This window comes from Limosilactobacillus ingluviei str. Autruche 4, assembly GCF_000312405.1.
Lineage (GTDB): Bacteria > Bacillota > Bacilli > Lactobacillales > Lactobacillaceae > Limosilactobacillus > Limosilactobacillus ingluviei.
Map to the genome: position 1 here is coordinate 162335 of NZ_HE997174.1, position 23284 is coordinate 185618.

Genomic DNA, 23284 nt, shown 5'->3' on the forward strand with positions numbered 1-23284 from the left:
GCTTTTTGGAAAATTCAATGAATTGCACTTATTTTTAATTTTTGTGGGGGAATTCCAATGAAGAAGACGAACCTGAAAAACGCTGCTTTGTTAACGGCTTCAGTGGCCGGAATCGCCGGTGTGACGGGGTTGGTGGCTGATCAACCGGCCGTGCACGCTGATGAAACTGCGGTAGTGGCCCAAAACCAATCGGACGATAAGCAATTATCGGTATCCGATGCTCAACAAGCAGTGACACAAGCGCAACAAACGGTCGCACAAGCCCAAACGGCTCAAAGCCAAGCTAGCGCCAAGTACAGTGCGGCCAATGCGGCGGTAACCGCGGCCCAAAGCAAGGTCAAGGAAACTTCGACGGCAGCGCAAACCGCCAAAGCGACAGTAGACAACGGCAGTGCGGCTTTGTCGTCGGCCCAAGCGGCGGTTAGTGCGGCCCAAAGCAAGGTTCAATCGACCAGTGCGGCCCTGCAAAGCGCCAAGGCCAAGACACAAACGGCCAGCCAGGCTACGAGTGCGGCTCAATCGACGTATGATCAAGCCAGTGCGGCGGTAACTGCAGCGCAAAAAGCGTACGACCAAGAAGTCCAAACCAGCAGTGCCAACGCGGCTTCCCAAGCGGCTGCGGAATCGGCTTACCAACAAGCCGTTGCCACGGCTTCCACGGCTAATGCCGCTTTGAAGTCGGCCCAAACTGCCTATGCGGCCGCTAAGGACCAATTAGAAAAGGACCAAGCCGCTGCCGCGGCAACGGAAGACGTAGCCGCGACCTTCTACAAGACGGGAAATGACGGAAATGAAACGACGACCAAGTCGGAAATGGCTGGCTTCTTTAAGCCAACGGCCACGGTCAGCGTGGATGCGAATGGCAAGGTCACGGTCAAGATCTTCTCGGTTACCTTCGCCAGCATGATTGAATCGATGAGTTTTGAAAACGGTGGGTCCTTTACCAAGAGCAACCTCAGCGCCGATCAAAAGACGGCTGACTGGACCGGGGTCGCGCCAGGGTTAGCCAATGACTACAAGATTGCGGTGGTTATCAATACGGGGATCCCAGGGATGAGTGTTATGCACGAAACGGCCTACCTGAACCTGGCTTCCAGTGACAAGCTGACCGCTGCGGTGGAAGCTGGCAAGCGTTTGGCGGCTGATCAAACCAAGGTCGACCAACTGAACAGCGAGGTTCAAACCGCCCAAACGAAGGCAAACGAAGCTAACGCTAAATTACAAGAAGCTGCTAAGGCGGCGGGTCACGCCCCAGTCTTCATGAACCTGATGATGAAGGCGGCGGTTGATACGGTCGGGATGGCCAAGGCCAACTTACAAGCGGCGCAAAATGACTTTAACGATGCTAAGAATGCGCTGGCGGCGGCGAAGGAAAATCAAACCACGGCCAGCCAAAATGAAGCGGCCGCCCAAAAGGCCTTTGATGACGCTCAAGCCGCGTTGAAGCAAGCCCAAGCCAACCTGGCGACGGTTAAGCAAACGGTTGAAAATGGTCCGGCGGCGGTCGCTGCGGCCCAAAAAGCCGTTGCTGATGCCCAAGCCGCTTTGGAAGCCGCGCAAGCTAATTTGGCTGATGCCAAAGCTGAATTAACCGCGGCAAACGCCCGCTTAGCTGCGGCCCAAGCAGCCCTGCAAAAGGCGCTCGGTCAACTGGCAATTGCCAAGGCGGCCGCGGGAGTTGTTAATGGGGCAACGAGCGAACCAACCCCTACTGCTAAGCCAACGCCAACTTCCCAAGGGACCCCAACCCTGACTACGGCCAAGGTCCAATTAACGACCGCCCAACCAGCGGCGGCGCAAAAGGCCAGCCTGCCGCAAACCGGGAACGCGTCTGCTTCGGCGCTGACCGTTTTGGGGATGGCCCTCATGAGTTTGGTCTTAGTACCATTTAAGAAATTCGCGAAGTAAGCGTAAGTTCCACTGGATGCCCCAGCGTCCAGTGGGCTTTTTTTGAACCAAAAATGAAAAAGTTGTCAAAGCTAAGATTTCCCGGGAAATAAGTTGACGCTTTCAGGCCCGCGGTGGTTAACTAGAAGTAAGTTGTTAGTAACGAAAAGTAAGTGGGAAAGGCAGATGATTGATACGCACACAACGGAAGTAATTGCCAACCACCGGTCGATCCGGGCCTTTAAGGCGCAAACCTTGGCCAAGGAACAATTGACGATCTTGTACAAGATGGCCAGCCAGACTTCGACCAGTATGTTCATGCAACAATTTTCGATTTTGCACGTCACTGATCCCGCCAAGCGCGCGGCGGTCCGCGCCGTTTCCGGTCAACGCTACGTTGGGGCTAACGGGGACTTGTTTATCTTTATCGTGGACTTGTACCGCAACCAGCAGATTCGCCAGCAACTTGGCTATGATGATGGGCGCCTGCATACGACCGACATCTTCTTTCAAGCGCTGGAGGACACGGTTTTAGCGGTACAAAACTTTGTCACGGCTGCCGAAAGCCTGGGTTTGGGCGCGGTAATTCTGGGATCGATCAACGATGATCCCGAAGCCCTTTTGGCGGCCTTAGACCTGCCGAAAATGACCTTGCCCCTGCTGGGGGTCCAAGTCGGGGTTCCGGACCAAGTGCCGCAGTTAAAGCCCCGCCTGCCGCTGGAGCAAGTGGCCTTTGAAAATGACTACCCGCAGGACTTTGAGGTGGCCAGCCTCAAAGACTACGATCAGGTGGTGCAGACCTACTACGACTTGCGCGATACCAGCCGGCGGATCGATTCATTTACTAAACAGATCACGGGCGCCAAGCTGAACACCAAGCGGATTGACCGGGATAAATTGGCCCAAGTAATCCAGCGGCAAGGCTTGGCCCTGGATTGGCAACCAAAGAAAGGATGAACAACATGACGCTTACCAATGTTAATTCACCAATCAAATTGAACAACGGGGTGGAAATCCCCTGCGTTGGTTACGGGACGTTCCGGACCGACCCGGCGGTGACGGCCCAAGCCGTGCAGGACGCGATTACGGCCGGCTACCGGCACATTGATACCGCTAAGGTCTACGAAAACGAAGCCGGGGTCGGCCAAGGGATCAAGGCCGCTGGTGTTCCCCGCGAAGAATTGTTTGTGACCAGCAAGCTTTGGAACACCGACCGGGGGTATGAAGCCACCAAGGCGGCCTTTCAAGCCAGTTTGGACCGCTTAGGGTTGGATTACTTAGACTTGTACCTGATCCACTGGCCGGCCAATGAAAAGCAATTTGGCGCGGACGCGGCCAAAATCAACGCGGAAACCTGGCGGGCGATGGAAGAATTATACGAAGCCGGCAAGATTCGGGCGATCGGGCTGAGCAACTTTATGCCGCACCACGTGGCCGAACTGTTAAAGACGGCTAAGATCAAGCCAATGGTTGACCAAATTGAGGTCCACCCCGGTTGGACCCACGCCGAAGAAATTAAGAAACTCCAGGCCATGGACATCGTGGTGGAAGCTTGGGGACCATTGGGCGGTCAAGGGGCGACGGTCTTAGTCGACCCAACGATGCAAAAGATCGCGGCGGCGCACGGGAAGTCAACGGCCCAAGTCAGCTTACGGTGGATCCTCCAACAAGGGGTCGTGCCATTGCCAAAGTCGGTCCACGTCGACCGGCTCAAGCAAAACATGGAGCTGTTTGACTTTGAACTGTCGAACGAAGAAATGCAGACGATTGCGGCCCTGCCGAACTTAGGGGGCCAATGCAAGGATCCCGATGAAGTTGATTTCTAGCATAAACAGCCAGGGGCGACCCCAAGTGGGCCGCCCCTTTTTGAGTAGGTGAGTTAATGAAATTATATTTTCTGTGTACCGGAAATTCATGCCGCAGTCAGATGGCCGAGGGCTTTGCCAAAGCGGACTACCCGACGGTAGAAGTGGCCAGTGCGGGAACCCATCCCACCACGGTTAATCCACTGGCCCAAGTGGTGATGGCCGAAGTGGGCATTGATCTCAGCTCGCACCACGCTAAAGCGCTTGATCCAGTCTACTTTGCCCAGGCCGACGTGATTGTCACCCTGTGCGGGGACGCGCGCGACCACTGCCCGGTAATTCCGGCCAGCGCGCGGCACTTGCACTGGGACTTGGCCGATCCGGCCCAAGCCACGGGCAGTCGGGCGGAGCAATTAACCGTCTTTCGCCGGGTGCGCGATCAGATCAAGGCCCGGGTGGCGGAATTGAAAACCGTAGTGCCGATTGAGGCATAGCAAAAGTCGCGCTGGCAACTGACCAGCGCGACTTTTGGTTTAAAGAATTTATTCCTTCGGATCCAGGCGAGCGGGTTCGACGGCCAGTTGGCGCATGGGCTTAGCGTAGTGCCAAGCCAGCCCGATCACGAGACCGATCAAGGCTGGCACCACCCAGGACAAGCCCATGTTAGCCAGTGGCAAAGCCGCGCGCCAGGCGGCGACCGTTTGACCAAAGGCGCTGGCAGACACGACCTTCGGGAAGGCGACTACCATGTCCCCCAAGGCCGGCACGACCGTGAAGAGGACTACGAAGAAGTAGACCCGGCCGTCCCGTTGGAAGAAGTTGGAGCAAACGGACAAGAGGATCAAGACCATCGATAAGGGGTAGAGGAACATCAACATTGGCGTCGACCAAGCGATGATTTGTTCCAAACCGAAGTTAGCTACGACAAAGGAGGCCAGCGTCGTCAAAAACAGCCACATGTGATAAGACACCTTCGGGAAGTGCTTGTGGAAGTCTTGGGCAAAGGCGGCGACCAGGCCGACCGCCGTGGTCAAGCAGGTGACGGTGATCAAAACGGCCAGGACTGCTTGACCGAAGGCCCCACCGTAGTAGCGCACGATTTGGGTAAAGGCGACCCCACCATCAGCTGAGAGCTTGAAGTGGCCTAACGACATCGCTCCGGCTACGATCAAGAGCAAGTAGATGAAGCCGACCCCGCTCATTGCTAAGACCCCGGCCTTGGCGACGACCTTGGAAACGTCGCGGCTGCGGCGTTGGCCCATTTGCCGGACCGCTGTAACGACCGTCACCCCAAAGGCCAGGCCAGCCAAGGCGTCCATCGTGTTGTATCCTTCCAAGAAACCGTTGGTTAAGGCCCCGTGGGTGTAAGCGGCCGTGGCCGGCGCGCTCAGCGGGTTGCCCATTGGCATTAAGAAGGCAACCAAGAACATTAAGAACAAGAGGGCCAAGAACATCGGGTTTAAGACCTTGCCGACGTTGGCCAGGATATTATTTTCGTGGTAGGAGAAGGCAAAGGCTAAGCCAAAGAAGACCAGCGAAAAGACGAAGAGGGCAACTTGTTGATATTGGGCAGGCACAAAGGGCGCCACCCCGACGGTAAAGGAGACCGTCGCCGTCCGCGGCGTCCCAAAGAGTGGCCCGATGGTGGCGTGGATCAGCACCATAAAGGTCAAGGCAAAGCCAACGCCCAGGGGCCGACCAACGTCAAAGACCCCTTCAGCCCGGGTGACGGCGATCGCCATTACCGACAGCAAGGGCAATAAGACCCCGGTAACCAAAAAGCCCAGGGCGGCAGGTCCCCAGTGGCCTCCGGCGAGCTGGCCGAGGTGCAAAGGGAAGATCAAATTGCCGGCCCCAAAGAAAAGGCCAAAGAGCAGCGACGCGACGACAAAGTATTCGTGCCAAGTTAATTTCCGTGATGACATATGTAACACCCTCCAATTTTAAATCAGAACCCAATGAAAAAGGCGTCCCTGACCGATTGACTCGATCAGGGACGCCTTTGCGTGGTACCACCCTGTGCCCATGACGCTATCACTAACGCCACCTTAGTACGTACGGCCAGGCAAGCCTGACGATACGCGTGCACGGTAATGGGTGCGGCCACCGGACCTTGGCTGGCCCGGACTCGAAAGTGATTTTCACGCTGGCTAGATCCGACCCCCTTCCACCAACCGGGGCTCGCTAGCGGTTAACCAGTGCTACTCTTCTTTCTCATTGCGTTCGGTTAATTAAATTATGGCTACATTCTAATTAATCGATTTCTCATTGTCAAGGATAAATTCTCATTTTATTGGATGTGGGTCAGCTCAGCTTGGGCGAGCGTCCAGCCGTGGCGCTTGGCGCGATCGAATACCAGCCCGGCCGTAAGTAGGTAGGTGAAGAGACTGGCCAAGGCGGTGTTGATCCCGTATTCCCCCCGGTCAAAAGCAAGGAATGACTGGTCAACAGGTAGGTCCAGGGCCAATCGTTAGCGGGGGTGGCTTGGGCCATTAAAAGGCTGGTCAAACCATTAAAGGTGGCGTGGACCAAGTAGCTGGCCCAGAGGGTACCGGTGGTGGCCCGCACCAGGGCTAACAAGAGGCCGATCGCCGTGCCCGCCAGTAAAATCAGCAGGGCGCTTTGCCACTGAAAGCGACCGCTAAGCAGGTGGCTGGCCCCAAACAAGAGGGCGGAACCCCAAAGGCCGACCCAGGCGCCATAATTAGCACTAAGGCGGGCGAGGATCACCCTGCGAAAGGCCAGCTCTTCGATCAGCGGGGTGACGAGTACGGCGGTGATGAACCCGGCCAGGGTTCGGGCGAATTCAAAGAAGTTGAGCGCGGGCGCGGCAATGAAATGACCCGGGGTCAACAGCCAAATGGCCAAGCTCCAAATGACGGCTAAACTGCCGGCGATCCCCCAAGCCGCACGCGGGGGAAAGTGCCAGGTGAAATGCCAATTTGCCGGCCAGCAGTGCCGGTTAAGCAGGGTCAACAGCCCGTAAAAAACGGTCAGGTAAACCCAAGGATAATAAAGATCGTGCAATAACAATCAGCCATGAGCGGCTTGGTTGCTAGGGCCCAGTGAAGCTGCGATGATTCCGCCGACAATGCAAAGAAAAACCGCCGCGCACTGCCAAGTGGTTTGCCAAAGTTTGCGCATGGTACTCGCCTTCTTTCTGTATTTAATTATAAGCCGCACTAGTGTGGGGCGGTAAGCAAAAAAAGACGAATCCGCCCATTGAGACACGACAGATCTAAAAATCTGCGCAATAACTGTCACGAAAATATTAGTGTTTATCATTTTGTAAAAGGGCATAGCGGATTATTAATCATGATTAAAACCGTTATTTTTAATAAACTTTGGCACAGATCTATAAATCTCTCCGGTGTCTACGGGGCGATTGGGCAAAGAAATCGCGGCGTTAATCATGGTAAAATTAAACACACAAGGGGGGATGAACAATGAAGAAAATTGGCTTAAGTTTGGCCGTGCTCGGGTTAAGTGTGGGGCTGGCGGCGTGTGGTAATACCAACAACCAGTCGCAATCCAGCCAGAGCGAGTCGGCTACCAAGACCACGGCCAGCCGGGCGTCCAGCAAGGCTAGCCACAGCAGTCGTCAGGCGACGAGCACCGCGAATGCGCCGGCGGCTTCGTCAGCTACGCCTAATTCCCAATCGGCCGCGACCAGTCAGGCTCCGCAGGACGCCACCACGCTGGGTTACCGGGTCTTTTACACCTACTTGTTGCAAAATGGCTCGCCAGCCGATATTCAAACGGCCTTGGAACAACACCAGCTGGCCAACATTGACGTAACGGACGTCAGTGGTAAAAATGTCACCAGCAATTACGGTAAGGGGGTAACGGACGTCTTTCCGGCCCATACCTACACGGTCAGCGGCACGCCGCTCGCCGCCGGGACGGTTACCTACCAGGTCATTGATGAAAACACCGTCCGGGTCTTTGCGGTGCCAAGCCACTTCCAAGACCAGCGCTGGGGGACGGATCATGCCTGGGCCCAGGCCCAAGCCGATGCTTACATGCACCACCCCACGATCATGAAGGTGCAGACGCCAAGTGCGCAGCTGTTAGATTTGATGAAGACGACGCGTGATTTCTAACGTTAACGGGGCCGGCGGGTCCCGTTTTTTGGTACCAAAAAACGGTGGCCAACTTGACCACCGTCCTGGTTTAGAGGTTCTTAAAGTAGTTGATGCCCATCGCGTCCTTGACTTCCGCCAGGGTTTGGTTGGCGATTTCGTTGGCGTGGTCGCTGCCAGCCTTGAGCATCGCGTAGACGGCCGCTGGATCCTTCGCGAATTCTTCGCGCCGTGCCCGGATCGGGTCGAGTTCGTTGTGCAAGACTTCCAGCAAGTAGCGCTTGATCTTGACGTCTCCGAGGCCGCCGTGGCGGTATTGTTCTTTTAACTCCGCGACTTTGGCTTGGTCGGGATCAAAGATGTCCAGGTAAGTAAAGACCATGTTGCCTTCGACTTGGCCCGGGTCTTCGATGTGGATGTGGTGCGGGTCGGTGTACATCGACATGACTTTCCGTTTTAATTCCGCTTCGTCATCGGCCAGGTAAATTGCGTTGCCTAAGGACTTACTCATCTTGGCGTTGCCGTCTAAGCCGGGGATCCGGCCTTGACCTTTGGGTGGGAAGATCCCTTGGGGTTCGACCAGGACCGGCCCGTAGATCGCGTTAAAGGAGCGGACGATTTCGCGGGTCTGTTCCAACATTGGTTCCTGGTCGTCACCGACTGGGACCAATTCGGCCTTAAAGGCGGTGATGTCGGCGGCTTGGCTGACCGGGTAGGTCAAGAAGCCGGCCGGAATCGAGTGGTTGAAGTTCTTTTGTTGGATTTCACTCTTGACGGTCGGGTTGCGTTCCAAGCGGGAAACGGTCACCAAATTTAAGTAGTACATATTTAATTCCGAGAGGGCCGGAATTTGGGATTGGACGTAGATGGTGGACTTAGCCGGGTCCAGGCCCACGGCCAAGTAGTCTAAGGCGACTTGCAAGAGGCTGTTGCGGACCTTTTCGGGATCGCGGGCGTTGTCGGTTAAAGCCTGTTGGTCGGCGATCATGATGAAGGGCTCGTAGTCGCCACTGTTTTGCATTTTAACCCGTTGCTTTAAGGACCCAACGTAGTGACCGAGGTGGAGTTTACCGGTCGGCCGGTCCCCAGTTAAGACAATTTTCTTTGCTGCCATTTCAATCTTCCTTTCTGCAATTAAAAAATCGCCCCGCTCCCCTAAAGGGAGTAGGACGATTGGACCGCGGTGCCACCTACTTTGCGAAAAATTTCGCCACTTCATTACGGGTGATTTAATTGTCACCGTGGCCCATTTGGCTTTGCCGTGGATTCTTTCAGCACAGGGAATTCTCTCTGGTAATTGGCGCCGCTACTTTTTCACGGTGGGAGTAATTAATTTTGATTATAGTGGGTTTGCGGATTTTTGCAAGGTTAAATTTGGGTTTGGCGCCGCCCTGCCGTTAAGAAATCAGCCATGGTGGTAGGGGCATGACCAGTGATTGCAGTAAAGTCGTGGCTGGGTTGGTTCAATAAACCACGAGCGCCGGCTTGGTACATAGAGGCCAGCTCAGCGCCGTCACCTTCCGCAGCGTAGATTTGGGCAAATTCGGCAGTGGTCACGGGGGCGTAGCCGATTGAATGTCCGGTAACTTGGGTCATGATGGCCCCCAGTTCTGGCATGGTGAAGGTGTTTGGTTGGCTGAGTAAGAAATGCCGGCCGTGATCTCTTAAAGCAGGAGTGGTAGCGACGGTGGCGAAGGCTTCGGCGCTATCGGCTTGGCTGATAAAACTCAGGGCCTGATCGCCGACTGGATAGATCAGGTGCTTGCGCGCGATTAATTCAGCCAGGTAGGGAATTAAGGGATCGGCGTAAAGGGCGTTGCGCATGACGGCATATTTTAATTTGCTGCCGGCCAGGCGGGTTGGCAGGTAGGCGTAAAAAGGGGCCATGGTGAAGAGATTATTGGTTTGGTCGGCAAAAAAACTCATGGCGACGATACTTTGGACCCCGGCAGTTTCCGCAGCAGCAATGACGTTTTCCAGCTCACGGATGCGGCTGACCCGATCGTAGGTCAGGCTAGCCACGTAGATCAAAATGTCACCGCCAGCAAAGGCTGTGGTCAAAGAAGCGAGATTTTGATAATCAATGGCCCGGACGGTCAGGCCGGCGTTGGCAAAATCAATGGCTTTGGCGGGGGTGTACACGGCTAAAATCAAGTCGGTCGCGGCCACGCGCTTTAACATTTGGTTGGTAATTTGGCGTCCAAGATGGCCGGTGGTGCCCGTGATGATGTATTGCATGTGGTTAACTCCTTCTGTAACTTCTTCAGTTTCATCAACGCTGTATTCCAAAGCCTTTTAACTGTTAAAATTGCGATATATATTGACTATTATGGATTTTGACGCTAAAATTCGTGTAACTAAAAAAGTTTCAGGAGTTAATAATGAAAATGTCAACGCGCTTCAGTGATGCTATTCATATTTTGGCGTTTATTGTGATATATAAAGAAAAAGTCCAATTATCCAGCGACACTATCGCTTCGAGCATAGGTACTTCGCCGGTGGTAGTGCGACGCTTAATGGCCCAGCTAAAAAAGGGCGGCTTATTGACAACGGTGCCGGGTTTTGCGGATCCAACGTTAAAAAAGCCCGCTGAAGTGGTCACCTTGCTTGATGTCTACTTAACGATTGAAGGAGATAAGCCTTTATTTTCGGTTGATCCCAAAACGAACCCCGCTTGCATTGTGGGCGGCAACATTCAACCTACTTTGACCGAGTATTACCGCCAAGCGGAAGTCGCGGCGAAGGCTAAATTACAACAAACTACCCTGCAAGATCTGATCGATACGATCCTGGTCCGGCAGGCCGAAAAGGAGGCGGGCAAGTGATTGAATACTGTACGGTGGGCATGCGGTATGGTGACCACCAAATCTTAACTGACATTAACCTGAAAATCCATGCCCATGAGTTATTTGTACTGGTGGGACCAAGCGGGAGTGGTAAAACGACGTTGATTCGGATGGTAAATCGACTGACGGTTCCCACCAGCGGGCAGGTTAAAGTGGCCGGGCAAGACGTTGCAGCGAGTGACCTGGCTAAGTTGCGCTTGTCAATGGGGTATGTTTTGCAGACGGCGTCCCTCTTTCCTAATTTGACAATTGCCGACAACGTGACTATCCAACTTGAACAGCAAGGGTGTTCCAAAGCCGAGCGGAAACGTAAGGCCCGGCAGTTATTGGCTGCTGTGGGCTTAAAGGAGAAAGATTACTTAACTCGTTATCCAGCGGCCCTTTCGGGAGGCCAACAACAGCGCGTTGCCATTGCCCGGGCGTTGGCGACGAACCCCCAATTGATTTTAATGGACGAATCCTTTAGTGCCTTAGATCCCGTTTTACGCCGCCAAATGCAAGACTTGCTCTTATCCTTACATGCTAAACACGGTATGACGGTTCTGTTTGTGACCCATGACATGCAAGAAGCATTGCGGTTGGGCGATCGGATTGGGGTAATCAACGCGGGGCGGCTGCAGCAGGTGGGGACGCCCCAAGAGATCATTGAACACCCGGCGAACGCCTTTGTTCGTGATTTTTTTGCTTCTGCGCGCCCGCGCTACGGGACGCTGACTGATTTGTTGGCGGCGACGCAACCTCAACCGGCCGTGGCGGGCCCGCTGGTGACAACGGTGGCAGAAATTCTCCGCTTGCCGGTTTGTGACGGGGAGCTTTGTTTTTCCATCGCCCAGCAGGCTTACCGTTTGCCAGTGGCCAAATTATTGCACTACCTAGGGAAACGAGAGGAAAAGTGAGATGCAATCCTTAATGAAATTAATCGCTCACCAGCAAAACCAATTGGTAGCGGCGCTGGGCCAGCATTTAGTCTTGTCCTTGGTTTCGTTGTTAATTGCAGCTGTGATTGCTCTTCCCTTGGCCATGGCGCTCAAAGATCACCGGCGGTTAGGAGAACTGATTTTGCAAATTACCGGTATTTTTCAGACCATCCCGAGTTTGGCCCTGCTGGGGCTGTTGATTCCAATCGTGGGGATTGGAACTGTGCCGGCCGTTATCGCTTTGGTGCTATATGCCATGATGCCAATTTACCAAAATGCTTATACGGGGCTGACCACGATTGATCCGCAATTGGAAGAAGCGGGGTTGGCCTTTGGCTTGTCGTGGTGGACGCGGCTAAAACGCTATGAATTGCCATTAGCGTTACCCTTGATCTTTTCCGGTTTGCGGATTGCCTTGGTGATGATCATTGGGACCGCGACCTTGGCCGCTTTGATTGGTGCCGGGGGCCTGGGGACCTACATTTTGTTAGGAATCCAGCAAAATAATAATGGCGAATTGCTGTTAGGGGCTGGTTTGTCCGCCTTCTTAGCGTTGCTTAGCGCGGGGCTTTTGAAATGGGTTGGCAAGTCACGCCGTAATCTTAAAATTGGTGGGGTTGTTTTGGCGGGGCTGCTTGTATGCGGTGGGGCCGTAACTGTGCAGCGCCATTTAGTTCATTCGCGACCAGACACAATTGTGATCGCTGGTAAGATGGGTGGGGAACCGAACCTGTTGATCCATATGTATAAGGACTTGATTGAGGAGGCGGCTCCTCAGACTAAAGTAGTCTTGAAGCCGAATTTCGGCGGGACTAGTTTTTTGTATGCGGCCTTACAACGGGATCAGATTGATATCTATCCGGAATTTACCGGGACTGTCTTGGAGGGACTCGCTAAGCAAAAGCAGACCCCCAAGTCGCCAGATCAGGCCTATCAGGCGGCTCGACGGTATTTGGCCCGCCAGGGGATGACTTATTTGAAACCGATGGCCTACCAAAATGGCTATGCGTTGGCAGTTACCGCGTCGTTTGCTAAGCAACACCGGTTAGCAACGATTAGCGACCTGGTTGAACAACAGGCTGCTGTCACGGCGGGGTTTGATCCGGATTTTGCCCAGCAACCGGATGGCTACTTAGGTTTGCAAAAAGCTTACGATTTGAAGGTAGGCACGGTTAAAACGATGGAACCCACCTTGCGTTACCAAGCGTTGGTACAGGGGAAAGTTGAGTTGGTGGATGGGTATACGACCGATCCCCAGCTGCGTCAATATCATTTGCGCGTCCTGGCTGATGACCGCCATTTTTTTCCGCCTTACCAAGGGGCGCCATTAATGAAGGCCCGCTTTGCCAAGACCCATCCCGTCGTCGTCAAGCAACTGAATAAATTGGCCGGCCAGATTACGACCAACGAGATGCAAGAGATGAACTATGCGGTGACCGTCAAACACCAAAAGGCCAGTGTCGTTGCCCACCAGTACTTGCGTAGCCACCATTTGATAACGAAGTAGTGCTTTGCGGATTGAGAAAGCATCTAGCGCTTTGACAACTAAAAGCGTTACCTTAACGGCAAATAAGATCCCCCAACCATGTACAAATCGTAGCACGGCTGGGGGATTATTATTGGACTAGGATTTTAATTAAACTTAGTAATCGCAAGTAACGCCTAGCGGGCGTAGATCGTCTTGATTTTTACCCGGTCGCTCTTGAGGGCGAAGGGGACGTGGTAGCGGTTGGCACTCTTCCCGGTGGCGGACTAAAAAGGCGCTGCGTTAAACCACCAGTTGGGTGGGCGCAGCGCCTTTTGGTTTGGGTCAAGGGCAAATCACTAGCCTCAGGATTACTTACGTTTCCGGCCAAGTAAGGTGAGAAAGATAACAACAATTAAATCAGTCATGGCCCCTAACCAGCTGAGGTGAAACCAGCCCGCCAAGAGTTCTTTGCAGAAGTTTTTAACTTTGTTTATTCGCACACCTCCGTTTGGTTGGCCCCGGTCAAATTATAGCCCGAACTTATCACAGTTTTTCGCGGTCAGCAAGTAGAAACTTAACCAGGGGTAGCGATTGGATCGTGATGCCATCTTTTTAAATTCTTTCGGCGGGGCAGATATTTTGAGGGAGCTTAGGCTATATAAAACCTATTTTCCGCATTTTTTGTCTTTCTTGTTAGGCAAAAAATCGGCAAAATAGTCTTGCATAAAAGACAATTATTGCGATTGAAGCTGATCCCGCACGGTTCAGCAAGCAAAAAAGCCCGGCCCCTTGCAGGCCAGGCATTTTTACTTGAATAGGTATTTCCCGGGGAATAATTAGTCCACTTTGGCTAAGGTGTAGTTCTTCTTGCCACGCCGGACGATCACGTACTTGCCGTCAAAGTGGTCGGCCGGGTTGATCGTCACACTTTCGTCGGTGACCTTGGCCCCGTTGATCCGGATGGCCCCGTTCTTGACATCTTCGCGGGCTTGCCGCTTAGATGGTTCAATCTTCGTGTCGACCAGCCAGTCGATGATGTTGGCTTCGTTTGCGCTGACTGTGACGGATGGCGTCCCGGCAAAGGCTTGTTCGACTTCGTCCACGCTCAGGTCTTGGACGTTGCCAGAGAAGAGCAATTGGGAAATCTTGATTGCTTGTTGGGTCGCAGCTTCTCCGTGGACAAAGGTCGTGACTTCGGCGGCTAAGCGCTTTTGAGCTTCCCGCTTCCATGGTTCGTTGGCGACTTTTTCCGCCAGGTCGTCGATTTCTTCGTGGCTGAGGAAGGTGAAGTACTTGAGGTACTTGACCACGTCGCGGTCGTCTTGGTTGAGCCAGAATTGGTAGAATTCGTACGGCGAGGTTTTCTTTTCATCCAACCAGACCGCGCCCCCGGCCGTCTTCCCAAACTTGGTCCCGTCGGCCTTAAGCATCAATGGGATCGTCAGCCCGTAGGCCTTGGCGTCCGCGCCTTCAGTCCGGTGAATCAGGTCGATGCCGGCCGTGATGTTCCCCCACTGGTCCGAGCCCCCGATTTCCAATTGCACGTCGTTGTGGCGGTAGAGGTGTAAGAAGTCGACTGCTTGCAGGATTTGGTAGGTAAATTCGGTAAAGGAAATCCCGGAGGCCAGCCGGGAAGCGACGACTTCCTTGTTTAACATCGTGTTGACGTTAAAGAGCTTCCCAAAGTCACGCAGGAAGTCGATCATCGTAAATTGGCTTAACCATTCGTAGTTGTCGACAATCGTGAAGTTTTCCGTCCCAAACAACTTGACCATTTGCGCCGTTAAGGCCTTTTTGTTGTGTTCCAACTGCGATTCGGTCTGCAGGGTCCGTTCGGTCTTGCGGCCCGACGGATCCCCAATCGCACCGGTCCCACCCCCGATGATGATGACCGGGTGGTGACCCGCCAACTGGAAGCGTTTCAGCATCATGAAGGGAATCAAGTGCCCGATGTGCAATGAGTCGCCCGTCGGGTCCGTCCCGCAGTAGAGGCTGATTTGCTTTTCTTCCGTCAGGGCCTTTAAGCCCTCTTCGTCCGTGACTTGGTTTAAGGCGCCGCGCCACTTGAGTTCATCGACAATGTTCATGGTAAAATCCTCCGTTTGTAATTGCATTGCGGTTGCAATGAAAAATCGCCCCAAGGCTATGCCTTGGGACGATTGTGATCGTGGTACCACCCAATTTTACACGCTGGTGCGTGCCTTCATTTCAACCGCTTTGTACTGAAAAAATTGCATTGTAATTCACTGTACGGCTGTGGGTTGGCTTGCAGCGTCCGCCAACTCTCTGGACCAGGGAACCGCCACCTACTGAGATGCAATCTGATTAAGCTCATTAAACACTGTTTAGGGCGGGCTGTCAACTCTAATTGGTGCGCTTAAAAAAGTTAAGTAAAAACGCGGAATAATTTTGAAAAAGTGGTGAGAAAATGATTACGGCTTTTTAATTAACGCAATCTGATGGGCTTTATTACAATTGGACGCGGGCCGTGCTAGAGTATTACCCAACGACAAAAATTAAGAAAATTAAGTAAAGGAGCGTGGCGCAAAATGAGCAAACATTGGCTGAGAAACATGCTGATGGGACTGACGGTTGCCGTCGGGATTGGAGTGGGGTTGGGCCACGCCCAGCCGGTCCACGCGGCTGAACCAACCTACACGATTGGGACTGTAGACAGTTTCGAACCCTTTGAAATTCCTAACAACAAGGGGACTTATACAGGCAAGAACCCGGGGATCGAAATTGAAATGCTTCAACAGATTGCCAAGCACGAAGGCTTCAAGTACAACCTCAAGGTGATGAGCTTTGATGCGACCTTGACGGCCCTGCAAGCCGGGCAGATTGATGCTTCAATGGGTGGGATGAGCGTGACTGATGAACGGAAGGCCACGATTGATTTCACCAAGTCTTACTACGACTCGGGGGTTGTGATGGCCGTCGCCCAAGATGGCCCGATCAAGTCGATGAAGGATCTGAAGGGCAAGACGGTCGCGGTCAAAGCCGGGACCAGCGGGGCAATTTATGCCAAGTCGATTGCCAAAAAGTACGGCTTTAAGCTTAAGTACTACAAGACGGACAACACAATGTGGTCCGATGTTCAAAACGGTAATTCAGCCGCGACCTTTGATGACGAACCCGTCTTGCGGTACGGGATTCGTAACGGGATGAAGCTGAAGGTGATCACCAAGGCCGTTGATTCCCAACCAGTGGCAATGGGGGTCAAGAAGGGGCAAAACCAAGAATTGCTCCAAAAGCTCAATGACGGGATTACCTGGATGGAAAAGACCGGCCGGATGCAAAAGCTGCTTGATAAGTACACCAAGGGTTCCGGGACCAAGACGGACGGCGCTGCGCAACGGACGATCATGGGTCTGTTGAAGGCGAATAAGGGTGCCCTGTGGGATGGGTTAGTCGCCACGCTGGAACTGACGTTGGTCGGGGCGGCGTTAGCCCTGGTCTTCGGGGTCGTCCTCGGGGTGATGGGAATTGCCGACGGGAAGTTCTTCCCGTGGTTGTCGGCGACGATCATCTACATTTTCCGGGGGATGCCAATGATCGTGCTGGCCTTCTTTATTTACATTGGGATGCCAAGTGTGATTGGCCACAAGGTTCCGCTGTTTACCGCCGGGGTCTTGACCTTGATGTTAGATGAAGGGGCCTACGTTGGGGCGATCGTCAAAGGGGGCTTTAAGGCCGTCGATCGTGGCCAATGGGAAGCGGCCCGTTCCTTAGGGTTGCCGTACGGTAAGGCCCTGCGGAAGGTTATCATGCCACAAGGGATCAAGATCATGGTGCCATCTTTGGTCAACCAATTTATTATTACCCTCAAGGATACGTCGATCCTGTCGGCGATCGGGGTGATGGAACTGACCCAAACTGGGACGGTGATCATTTCCCGGAACATGGAAGGGTTCAAGATGTGGCTGATCATTGGGGTCATCTACATCGTGATCATTACACTGTTGACTTGGTTATCGAATTACGTACAAAGAAAGTTGGCCTAAATTATGGATAAACAATACAAAATTCAAGTCCAAGACCTCCACAAGAGTTACGGCGATAATGAGGTCTTAAAGGGGATTAGTCTCAACGTCAAACCCAACGAAGTGGTCTGCATGATCGGCCCGTCGGGGAGTGGGAAGAGTACCTTCTTGCGCTGCTTAAACAAGCTGGAAGAACCGAACCGCGGCCACGTCTACGTGGACGGATACGACATTGCCGACAAAAAGACCAACATTGACTTGGTGCGCCAAAACATCGGGATGGTCTTCCAACACTTCAATTTGTTCCCTAACATGTCGGTGGCCGAAAACATCATGTTGGCTCCGGTGCAGCTAAATAAGATGAGCAAGGAAGAAGCGCGGACGGCGGCTTTGCATTACTTAGACATTGTGGGCCTGAAAGATAAGGCCGATGTCAACCCGACGACTTTGTCCGGGGGGCAAAAGCAACGGGTCGCCATCGCCCGTGCCTTGGCGATGAAACCCGATGTGATGCTGTTTGACGAACCGACCAGCGCCCTAGACCCGGAAATGGTCGGTGACGTATTGGAAGTGATGCAAGCCCTGGCTAAAGAAGGGATGACGATGGTGGTCGTGACCCACGAAATGGGCTTTGCCAAGCGGGTGGCCGACCGGGTCGTCTTCTTCCACGATGGCGTGATTAAAGAACAAGGGACGCCCGAAGAAATCTTTGATCACCCGCAACAGCCTGATACCAAGAGTTTCTTGGACAAAGTCTTGAATGTTTAACCTGCTGAGCGTTTGACAATTGCAAGCAAACCGTTATAATGGGGAACATCAACTGCGCAGTTGAGCATTGAATGAAATTAACGTTGCCAATCTCCAGAGAGCCGGGGGAGCTGTAAACCGGCGATTGGCCCATGGCATTGAGAGTAAAAAATGGGTGGTTCCAATATCGACCAAGAGGAGGTCTGCTTAGACCTTAAACTTGGGTGGAACCGCGTGATCAACGTCCCTGGCTGATGAAGCTGGGGGCGTTTTTAATTTTCATTTACCTGGCAAAGAGAGGAGCGAAGCTTATGGCACAAGAACATACGAAAGAGCAGCACTTGTCGCGGGCGTTAAAGAGTCGCCACATTACGATGATTGCCATCGGGGGCGCGATTGGGACCGGGTTGTTTTTAGGGTCCGGGAGTGCGATCCAAGCGGCGGGGCCCTCAATTATTTTGACCTACCTGATCGTCGGGATTTTTTGTTTCTTTATGATGCGGGCGTTAGGGGAACTGCTGTTGGCGGACCCGTCCAAGCATTCCTTCATTGATTCAGTCAAGGAATACTTGGGGGACCGGATGGAATTTGTCGCCGGGTGGGCCTATTGGTCTTGTTGGCTGACGTTGGCGATGGCCGACCTGACGGCCACCGGGATTTACTTGCAATACTGGTTCCCCGGCCTGCCCCAGTGGGTGGGACCATTGGTAATCTTACTCTTGTTGATGTTGGTAAATATGATCAACGTTGGTTTGTTTGGTGAATTAGAAACCTGGTTTTCGATGATCAAGGTGCTGGCGATTGTGGCCTTGATCGTGGTCGGCTTGGCGATGGTCGCTTTGCACACCAAGACCGCCAGTGGTCCGGCCAGCCTGGCCAACTTGGTTAACTACGGGGGCTTCTTCCCCAAGGGGGCCGTGGGGTTCTTGATGTCCTTTCAAATGGTGGTCTTTGCCTTTGTCGGGATTGAAATGGTCGGCTTGACGGCCGGGGAGACCGCCAACCCGGATGAAGACATCCCCAAGGCGATCAACACCTTGCCGGTCCGGATTGGGCTCTTTTACATCGGTTCGATGCTGGCGATCATGGCCGTTTACCCCTGGCACGACATCAAGGTCAGTTCCAGTCCCTTCGTGCAGGTCTTTGCGGGGATTGGAATCACCGGAGCGGCGGGGATCTTGAACTTTGTCGTCTTGACAGCCGCGATGTCGGCGACGAACAGTTCGATCTTTTCGACCAGCCGGTCCTTGTACTCCTTAGCCCAAGGGGGTAACGGTCCCAAGGCCTTTCAAGAACTGAGTCGGCAGGCGGTCCCGGTCAAAGCGATGCGCTTTTCTTCATTAATTCTCTTTGTGGTCGTGATCTTAACCTACATCGTGCCAGCGGGAATCTTTAATTTGATTTCCGGGGTCTCAACGATTAATTTCATCATCGTGTGGTTGATCATTTTGTGGTGCCACATCAAATACCGGGCCCAGCACCCGGCCGGCAACCAATTTGCCATGCCGGGTTTTCCTTACACCAGCTGGTTGACGATCGCCTTTTTCATTGGCGTTTTGATCATCTTGCTCTTTATTCCGGCGACCCGGTTATCCTTGATCATTTCGCTGCTCTTTTTCGTGGTCCTCTTTGTGGTCTCGCGGAAGTGGAGTAAATAATTTCGCAACGTCTCACGGTTGTGGGGCGTTTTTTTGCAAAAAAATTGGGGCGGAGGCAAGGCGTTTTGTTAGACCTTTTGATTCAGTTATCATATACTAACAGTGAGGAAAGCTGAAACCGTTGCCAAGAAGATTAGCTTGGATACCGCAAGCGAAACTCACCCCATACCAACCCATTTAAATTCCTAAAGACTAATGTCGAGTGTCTGTAATCTTATCTAGGGCATGACCCCCTTAACATGCGAGATGATTTGGCAAGTTAAAGTTTTAAGATAATTGATGATTCAAATGATATTACTACCGCAACGGCACTTAGTCTTTCCCCGTAACCACCCCGTTTGGCTACCAAGCGGGGTGGTTTTGCGTTGCCCGGAAAAACTGCTGGTTAAAAGCTAGAATGTTTGTGTCAATGTAGGCTGGGTTCATCGAGTAGAATCGGTTTAGACCGGTGCCTGACAGAAAAATTTTAAAATTTTCTTACGGGACTTTGTGAAAACGTTCTCGCCACGGAGGCGGTTCCATTCAATGGGTAAAACGGTGTATCGACGAACGTTCAGAAAAACTACCGTGAGAATTTCACAAAGTTGGTAGATTTCAGTGGGTTTACAAGTTTGTTAACACCCGGTATATTAATGGCAGTGGTAAGTTATTGCAAACGCTTACTTAGCGTTAGTGAACTTACAAATTGCATTTATTCCATGTATTTTTAAGAAAGGTGTTAGATCCATGTATTTTGCAATTAACGTGCTTGGGTTGATTGTTTTCTTGGGTGTGGGATTCCTGTTCTCCAAGAACAAGAAGGCGATTAACTGGAAGGCAATTGCCATCATGGTGGTTTTGAACCTGCTGTTGGCTTGGTTCCTGACGGGTTCTGCTGCTGGGCGGGCCGGGGTTAAGGCCGCAGCCGATGGGTTTGCCTGGATTGTTGCTGTTTCTGCCGAAGGGACCAAGTTTGCCCTTGGTGGTTGGTACGACGCAAAGAATTTGAACTTTATTTGTTCTGCTCTGATGCCAGTATTGATGATTGTTCCAATGTTTGACATCCTGACTTACATCGGGGTCTTACCTTGGATCATCAAGTGGATCGGGAAGGGCTTGTCCTTCCTGACGGGTCAACCAAAGTTCGAATCCTTCTTTGCCGTTGAAATGATGTTCTTAGGGAACACGGAAGTGCTGGCCATTTCCGGGACGCAACTGCGCAAGATGACCAAGGAACGGAACTTGACGATCGCCATGATGTCCATGAGTTGTGTGACGGCTTCCATTTTAGGGGCCTACATCGCCATGATGCCAGGGCAATTCATCCTGGCGGCGGTGCCGATCAACATCGTGAACTCCTTGATTGCGACGAGTATGTTGAATCCAGTGACCGTGTCTGAAGAAGAAGATACGATTGAAACGGTGAAGACCAACGAAAACGGGAAGAAGGAACCATTCTTCAGCTTCTTGGGTGACTCCATCTTGGGCGCTGGTAAGCTGATCTTGATCATCATTGCCAACGTGGTTGCCTTTGTGGCCTTGGCTGCTTTGATCGACGCCCTCTTGGCCCTCTTCGGCAAGCCGCTGGGTGGCAAGCCAATCTCCTTGGAAGCGATCCTGGGGGTTATCATGTTCCCATTCTCCTGGTTGATGGGCTTGCCGCTCGACCAAGCTTGGAAATTGGCACAATACATGGGGATGAAGTTGGTTACCAACGAATTCGTTGTTATGGGTGAAGTTACGAGTACCATCGCGCACTACCCAGAACACTTGAAGGCTGTTTTGACCACCTTTATCACTTCCTTTGCTAACTTTGGGACCCTGGGGATGATCATCGGGGCCTTCAAAGGTCTGGTTGGTAAGGAAGACAACGACTACATCGCACAAAACGTTGGTTACCTTCTGCTGTCCGGGATCTTAGTATCTCTGCTTTCAGCAGCCTTTGTTGGCCTCTTTGTATGGTAATCATGGCATAAGCATAGGGCTGCTGTTTAGCGGCCCTTTCTTTGACTGAAAATTTAAAAGCGGTTGCAAAAGTGAAGCCCGGGTGAACCGGTTTTGCAGCCGGACAAGCAAAAAGGAGTAGTTCTGATGACGATGAAGATTATTATGGATACTGACCCAGGGATTGATGACGCTGCTGCTTTGACAATGGCGATCAATGATCCGGAAATCGACCTGAAGCTGATCACGGCCGTGGCCGGGAACGTGACGGTTGATAAGACGACGGCCAACGCCTTGAAGATTGTGCACTTCTTTGGTAAAGACCAAGAAATTCCGGTTGCCGCAGGGGCTAAGGAACCGCTGATCAAGCCGTTTGAAGATGCGGCGCGGATTCACGGGGCGTCCGGGATGGAAGGTTATGACTTTGGGGATGACTATGGTGAACCAATTGCCAAGTCCGCCGTTGAGGCCTTGCACGATGCAATTATGGCGGAAGACGAAGTGATCTTGGTCCCAACGGGTTCATATACCAACATTGCTTTGCTCTTCAAACAATACCCAGAAGTGAAGTCCCACATTAAGGAAATCGTGGCGATGGGGGGCTCCATCTCTGGTGGGAACATGACCAGCATTGCCGAATTCAACGTCTTTACCGACCCAGACGCGGCGGAAATTATGTACAAGTCCGGGGTTCCAATCGTGACGGTTGGGCTCGACGTGACGCTGAAGGCCTTGATCACTCCTGCTACCTTGAACCAACTCAAGGACATGAATGAAACCGGGAAGATGCTTTACGGCTTGATCAACAACTACAATGACGTTACGGAAGCAGGGCACCCGATGCACGACGTCAACACCATCTTCTACCTGTTACACCCAGAAGCTTACCAAACTAAGGATCTGTGGGTAGATATTCAAACTTCCGGGCCGGCGATCGGGGGAATGGTGGCCGACATCCGGGGGGCTTACCACGATGGGAAGACCAACGCCAAGGTCTGCGTTGATATCGATGCCGCTGCCTTTAACCAATGGTTCCTGGATGAAGTTTCCCACATGAAGTAAACCGAACGGGGATCGCGAAGCTCTGCCAATTGGGCGGAGCTTTTTACATATTGAGATTATTTCCTGGGAAATGGCGTCAGGAGTTGAATTGGGGTGGGAAATAAGATAAAGTTATCAAAGAACGTGAAACACTGAATGTTCCACGGAAAGGACGAAGTAAATGAAGCCAGAACAATTTCAAGCCGCCTTGGCACAAATGGGCGTTAACCTGAGTGCCGACCAAATGGCGCAGTTTGAACAATACTATCAATACTTAATTGAAGTTAATCAACACCTGAACCTGACCCGGATTACGGCCAAGGAAGATGTTTACCTCAAGCACTTTTATGATTCCTTGATGGGGGCCTTTGCTGAACCGCAGTTGAAAGACCAGCCGTGGCACCTGTGTGATATTGGGGCCGGGGCGGGGTTCCCGTCCTTGCCGCTAAAGATTGCCTTTCCCCAGCTCCAGGTCACGATCGTGGACTCTTTGAATAAGCGGATTGACTTTTTGCGGGCCTTGGTGGCTAAGTTAGGGCTAACGGGCGTCGAATTGGTGCACGGGCGTGCCGAAGAATTCAGTGCCAAGCAAAGTAGTTACCGGGAACAATTTGATTTGGTAACGGCCCGGGCCGTGGCTCGTTTGAGTGTCTTGAGTGAGCTTTGCCTGCCGGCGGTCAAGGTTGGCGGCGAATTCTTAGCGTACAAGGCGGCGGCGGCCGAGGATGAACTGCAAGCGGCCCAAGGCGCCATTCAAACCCTGGGGGGTCAGGTCAGTTCGACGATGCAACTGGTCTTGCCAACCCAGCCGGAACCAGAACAACGCAACCTGATTATTATTGATAAGGTCGCCGCCACCCCCCAAAAGTATCCGCGACGGCCCGGGTTGCCGGCCAAAAAGCTATTGGCTTAGATTGGTTAAGAAGC

At 52.7% G+C, this 23284-nt stretch carries 19 protein-coding genes; 14 read left to right on the forward strand and 5 right to left on the reverse strand.

Features of this window, described 5'->3' with window-relative positions; genetic code table 11:
• Window positions 1–57 precede the first annotated feature (57 nt).
• From BN54_RS06505 to BN54_RS06520, 4 genes are all read left to right on the forward strand, one after another.
• Window positions 58–1908 carry an LPXTG cell wall anchor domain-containing protein gene (locus BN54_RS06505; RefSeq protein WP_019206368.1) on the forward strand — a complete coding sequence of 617 codons (1851 nt, stop codon included), beginning with the start codon at window positions 58–60 and terminating at the stop codon, window positions 1906–1908.
• 165 nt (window positions 1909–2073) lie between these two features.
• Window positions 2074–2844, forward strand: a complete 771-nt coding sequence (locus tag BN54_RS06510) for an NADPH-dependent oxidoreductase (RefSeq protein ID WP_019206369.1) — start codon at window positions 2074–2076, stop codon at window positions 2842–2844.
• Window positions 2845–2849: 5 nt separating this feature from the next.
• On the forward strand, window positions 2850–3713 hold the full coding sequence (locus BN54_RS06515; protein ID WP_019206370.1) for an aldo/keto reductase: 864 nt from the start codon (window positions 2850–2852) through the stop codon (window positions 3711–3713).
• Window positions 3714–3769: 56 nt separating this feature from the next.
• Window positions 3770–4186 carry an arsenate reductase ArsC gene (locus BN54_RS06520; RefSeq protein WP_019206371.1) on the forward strand — a complete coding sequence of 139 codons (417 nt, stop codon included), beginning with the start codon at window positions 3770–3772 and terminating at the stop codon, window positions 4184–4186.
• Window positions 4187–4234: 48 nt separating this feature from the next.
• Here the strand turns inward: BN54_RS06520 and brnQ are convergent, their stop codons facing one another.
• A complete protein-coding gene (gene brnQ, locus BN54_RS06525) occupies window positions 4235–5617 on the reverse strand; it encodes a branched-chain amino acid transport system II carrier protein (protein ID WP_019206372.1) in 1383 nt (460 codons plus the stop codon).
• Between the two features lie 379 nt (window positions 5618–5996).
• Window positions 5997–6719, reverse strand: coding sequence for a CPBP family intramembrane glutamic endopeptidase (locus tag BN54_RS06530; RefSeq protein WP_040470002.1), 723 nt, complete (start codon window positions 6717–6719; stop codon window positions 5997–5999).
• Window positions 6720–7138: 419 nt separating this feature from the next.
• On the opposite strand from BN54_RS06530, the gene BN54_RS09850 reads away from it, so the two are divergent.
• Window positions 7139–7795: a YdeJ family lipoprotein gene (locus tag BN54_RS09850; RefSeq protein WP_019206373.1), complete on the forward strand. Its 657-nt coding sequence runs from the start codon at window positions 7139–7141 to the stop codon at window positions 7793–7795.
• A 70-nt stretch (window positions 7796–7865) separates the two neighbouring features.
• Here the strand turns inward: BN54_RS09850 and trpS are convergent, their stop codons facing one another.
• On the reverse strand, window positions 7866–8888 hold the full coding sequence (trpS, locus tag BN54_RS06545; RefSeq protein ID WP_019206374.1) for a tryptophan--tRNA ligase: 1023 nt from the start codon (window positions 8886–8888) through the stop codon (window positions 7866–7868).
• A gap of 254 nt (window positions 8889–9142) precedes the next feature.
• Window positions 9143–10012 carry an NmrA family NAD(P)-binding protein gene (locus BN54_RS09855; RefSeq protein WP_019206375.1) on the reverse strand — a complete coding sequence of 290 codons (870 nt, stop codon included), beginning with the start codon at window positions 10010–10012 and terminating at the stop codon, window positions 9143–9145.
• 143 nt (window positions 10013–10155) lie between these two features.
• Between BN54_RS09855 and BN54_RS06555 the strand changes: the two genes are divergently transcribed.
• Genes BN54_RS06555 through BN54_RS06565 form a run of 3 tightly spaced genes read left to right on the forward strand, consistent with a single transcriptional unit; the run spans window position 10156 to window position 13044 of the window.
• Window positions 10156–10599: an Rrf2 family transcriptional regulator gene (locus tag BN54_RS06555; RefSeq protein ID WP_040470004.1), complete on the forward strand. Its 444-nt coding sequence runs from the start codon at window positions 10156–10158 to the stop codon at window positions 10597–10599.
• Complete coding sequence (locus BN54_RS06560; protein ID WP_019206377.1) at window positions 10596–11516, forward strand: ATP-binding cassette domain-containing protein; 921 nt, start codon at window positions 10596–10598, stop codon at window positions 11514–11516. Before BN54_RS06555 ends, BN54_RS06560 begins: the two co-directional genes overlap by 4 nt.
• Before the next feature lies 1 nt (window position 11517).
• Window positions 11518–13044, forward strand: a complete 1527-nt coding sequence (locus BN54_RS06565; protein WP_019206378.1) for an ABC transporter permease/substrate-binding protein — start codon at window positions 11518–11520, stop codon at window positions 13042–13044.
• 797 nt (window positions 13045–13841) lie between these two features.
• Here BN54_RS06565 and tyrS read toward each other — a convergent pair.
• A complete protein-coding gene (tyrS, locus tag BN54_RS06570; protein WP_019206379.1) occupies window positions 13842–15092 on the reverse strand; it encodes a tyrosine--tRNA ligase in 1251 nt (416 codons plus the stop codon).
• A gap of 462 nt (window positions 15093–15554) precedes the next feature.
• Between tyrS and BN54_RS06575 the strand changes: the two genes are divergently transcribed.
• From BN54_RS06575 to rsmG, 6 genes are all read left to right on the forward strand, one after another.
• On the forward strand, window positions 15555–17009 hold the full coding sequence (locus BN54_RS06575; protein WP_019206380.1) for an ABC transporter substrate-binding protein/permease: 1455 nt from the start codon (window positions 15555–15557) through the stop codon (window positions 17007–17009).
• 3 nt (window positions 17010–17012) lie between these two features.
• Window positions 17013–17756 (forward strand): amino acid ABC transporter ATP-binding protein, encoded by a 744-nt coding sequence (locus tag BN54_RS06580; protein WP_019206381.1) that lies wholly within the window; start codon window positions 17013–17015, stop codon window positions 17754–17756.
• Window positions 17757–18046: 290 nt separating this feature from the next.
• Window positions 18047–19393: an amino acid permease gene (locus BN54_RS06585; RefSeq protein ID WP_019206382.1), complete on the forward strand. Its 1347-nt coding sequence runs from the start codon at window positions 18047–18049 to the stop codon at window positions 19391–19393.
• Between the two features lie 726 nt (window positions 19394–20119).
• Window positions 20120–21337 (forward strand): NupC/NupG family nucleoside CNT transporter, encoded by a 1218-nt coding sequence (locus tag BN54_RS06590; protein ID WP_019206383.1) that lies wholly within the window; start codon window positions 20120–20122, stop codon window positions 21335–21337.
• 126 nt (window positions 21338–21463) lie between these two features.
• Window positions 21464–22378, forward strand: a complete 915-nt coding sequence (rihC, locus tag BN54_RS06595) for a ribonucleoside hydrolase RihC (protein WP_019206384.1) — start codon at window positions 21464–21466, stop codon at window positions 22376–22378.
• A gap of 160 nt (window positions 22379–22538) precedes the next feature.
• Entirely contained in the window at window positions 22539–23270 is a 732-nt protein-coding gene (rsmG, locus tag BN54_RS06600; RefSeq protein ID WP_019206385.1) for a 16S rRNA (guanine(527)-N(7))-methyltransferase RsmG, read from the forward strand.
• Window positions 23271–23284: the final 14 nt, after the last annotated feature.

Bases quoted from the DNA above. Each gene is read 5' to 3' on its own strand.
- BN54_RS06575 (WP_019206380.1), top strand. From the start codon at position 15,555: ATGAGCAAACATTGGCTGAGAAACATGCTGATGGGACTGACGGTTGCC.
- BN54_RS06565 (WP_019206378.1), top strand. From the start codon at position 11,518: ATGCAATCCTTAATGAAATTAATCGCTCACCAGCAAAACCAATTGGTA.
- BN54_RS06555 (WP_040470004.1), top strand. From the start codon at position 10,156: ATGAAAATGTCAACGCGCTTCAGTGATGCTATTCATATTTTGGCGTTT.
- BN54_RS06520 (WP_019206371.1), top strand. From the start codon at position 3,770: ATGAAATTATATTTTCTGTGTACCGGAAATTCATGCCGCAGTCAGATG.
- rsmG (WP_019206385.1), top strand. From the start codon at position 22,539: ATGAAGCCAGAACAATTTCAAGCCGCCTTGGCACAAATGGGCGTTAAC.
- BN54_RS06505 (WP_019206368.1), top strand. From the start codon at position 58: ATGAAGAAGACGAACCTGAAAAACGCTGCTTTGTTAACGGCTTCAGTG.
- BN54_RS09850 (WP_019206373.1), top strand. From the start codon at position 7,139: ATGAAGAAAATTGGCTTAAGTTTGGCCGTGCTCGGGTTAAGTGTGGGG.
- brnQ (WP_019206372.1), bottom strand. From the start codon at position 5,617: ATGTCATCACGGAAATTAACTTGGCACGAATACTTTGTCGTCGCGTCG.
- BN54_RS06580 (WP_019206381.1), top strand. From the start codon at position 17,013: ATGGATAAACAATACAAAATTCAAGTCCAAGACCTCCACAAGAGTTAC.
- trpS (WP_019206374.1), bottom strand. From the start codon at position 8,888: ATGGCAGCAAAGAAAATTGTCTTAACTGGGGACCGGCCGACCGGTAAA.
- BN54_RS09855 (WP_019206375.1), bottom strand. From the start codon at position 10,012: ATGCAATACATCATCACGGGCACCACCGGCCATCTTGGACGCCAAATT.
- tyrS (WP_019206379.1), bottom strand. From the start codon at position 15,092: ATGAACATTGTCGATGAACTCAAGTGGCGCGGCGCCTTAAACCAAGTC.
- rihC (WP_019206384.1), top strand. From the start codon at position 21,464: ATGACGATGAAGATTATTATGGATACTGACCCAGGGATTGATGACGCT.
- BN54_RS06515 (WP_019206370.1), top strand. From the start codon at position 2,850: ATGACGCTTACCAATGTTAATTCACCAATCAAATTGAACAACGGGGTG.
- BN54_RS06585 (WP_019206382.1), top strand. From the start codon at position 18,047: ATGGCACAAGAACATACGAAAGAGCAGCACTTGTCGCGGGCGTTAAAG.
- BN54_RS06510 (WP_019206369.1), top strand. From the start codon at position 2,074: ATGATTGATACGCACACAACGGAAGTAATTGCCAACCACCGGTCGATC.
- BN54_RS06590 (WP_019206383.1), top strand. From the start codon at position 20,120: ATGTATTTTGCAATTAACGTGCTTGGGTTGATTGTTTTCTTGGGTGTG.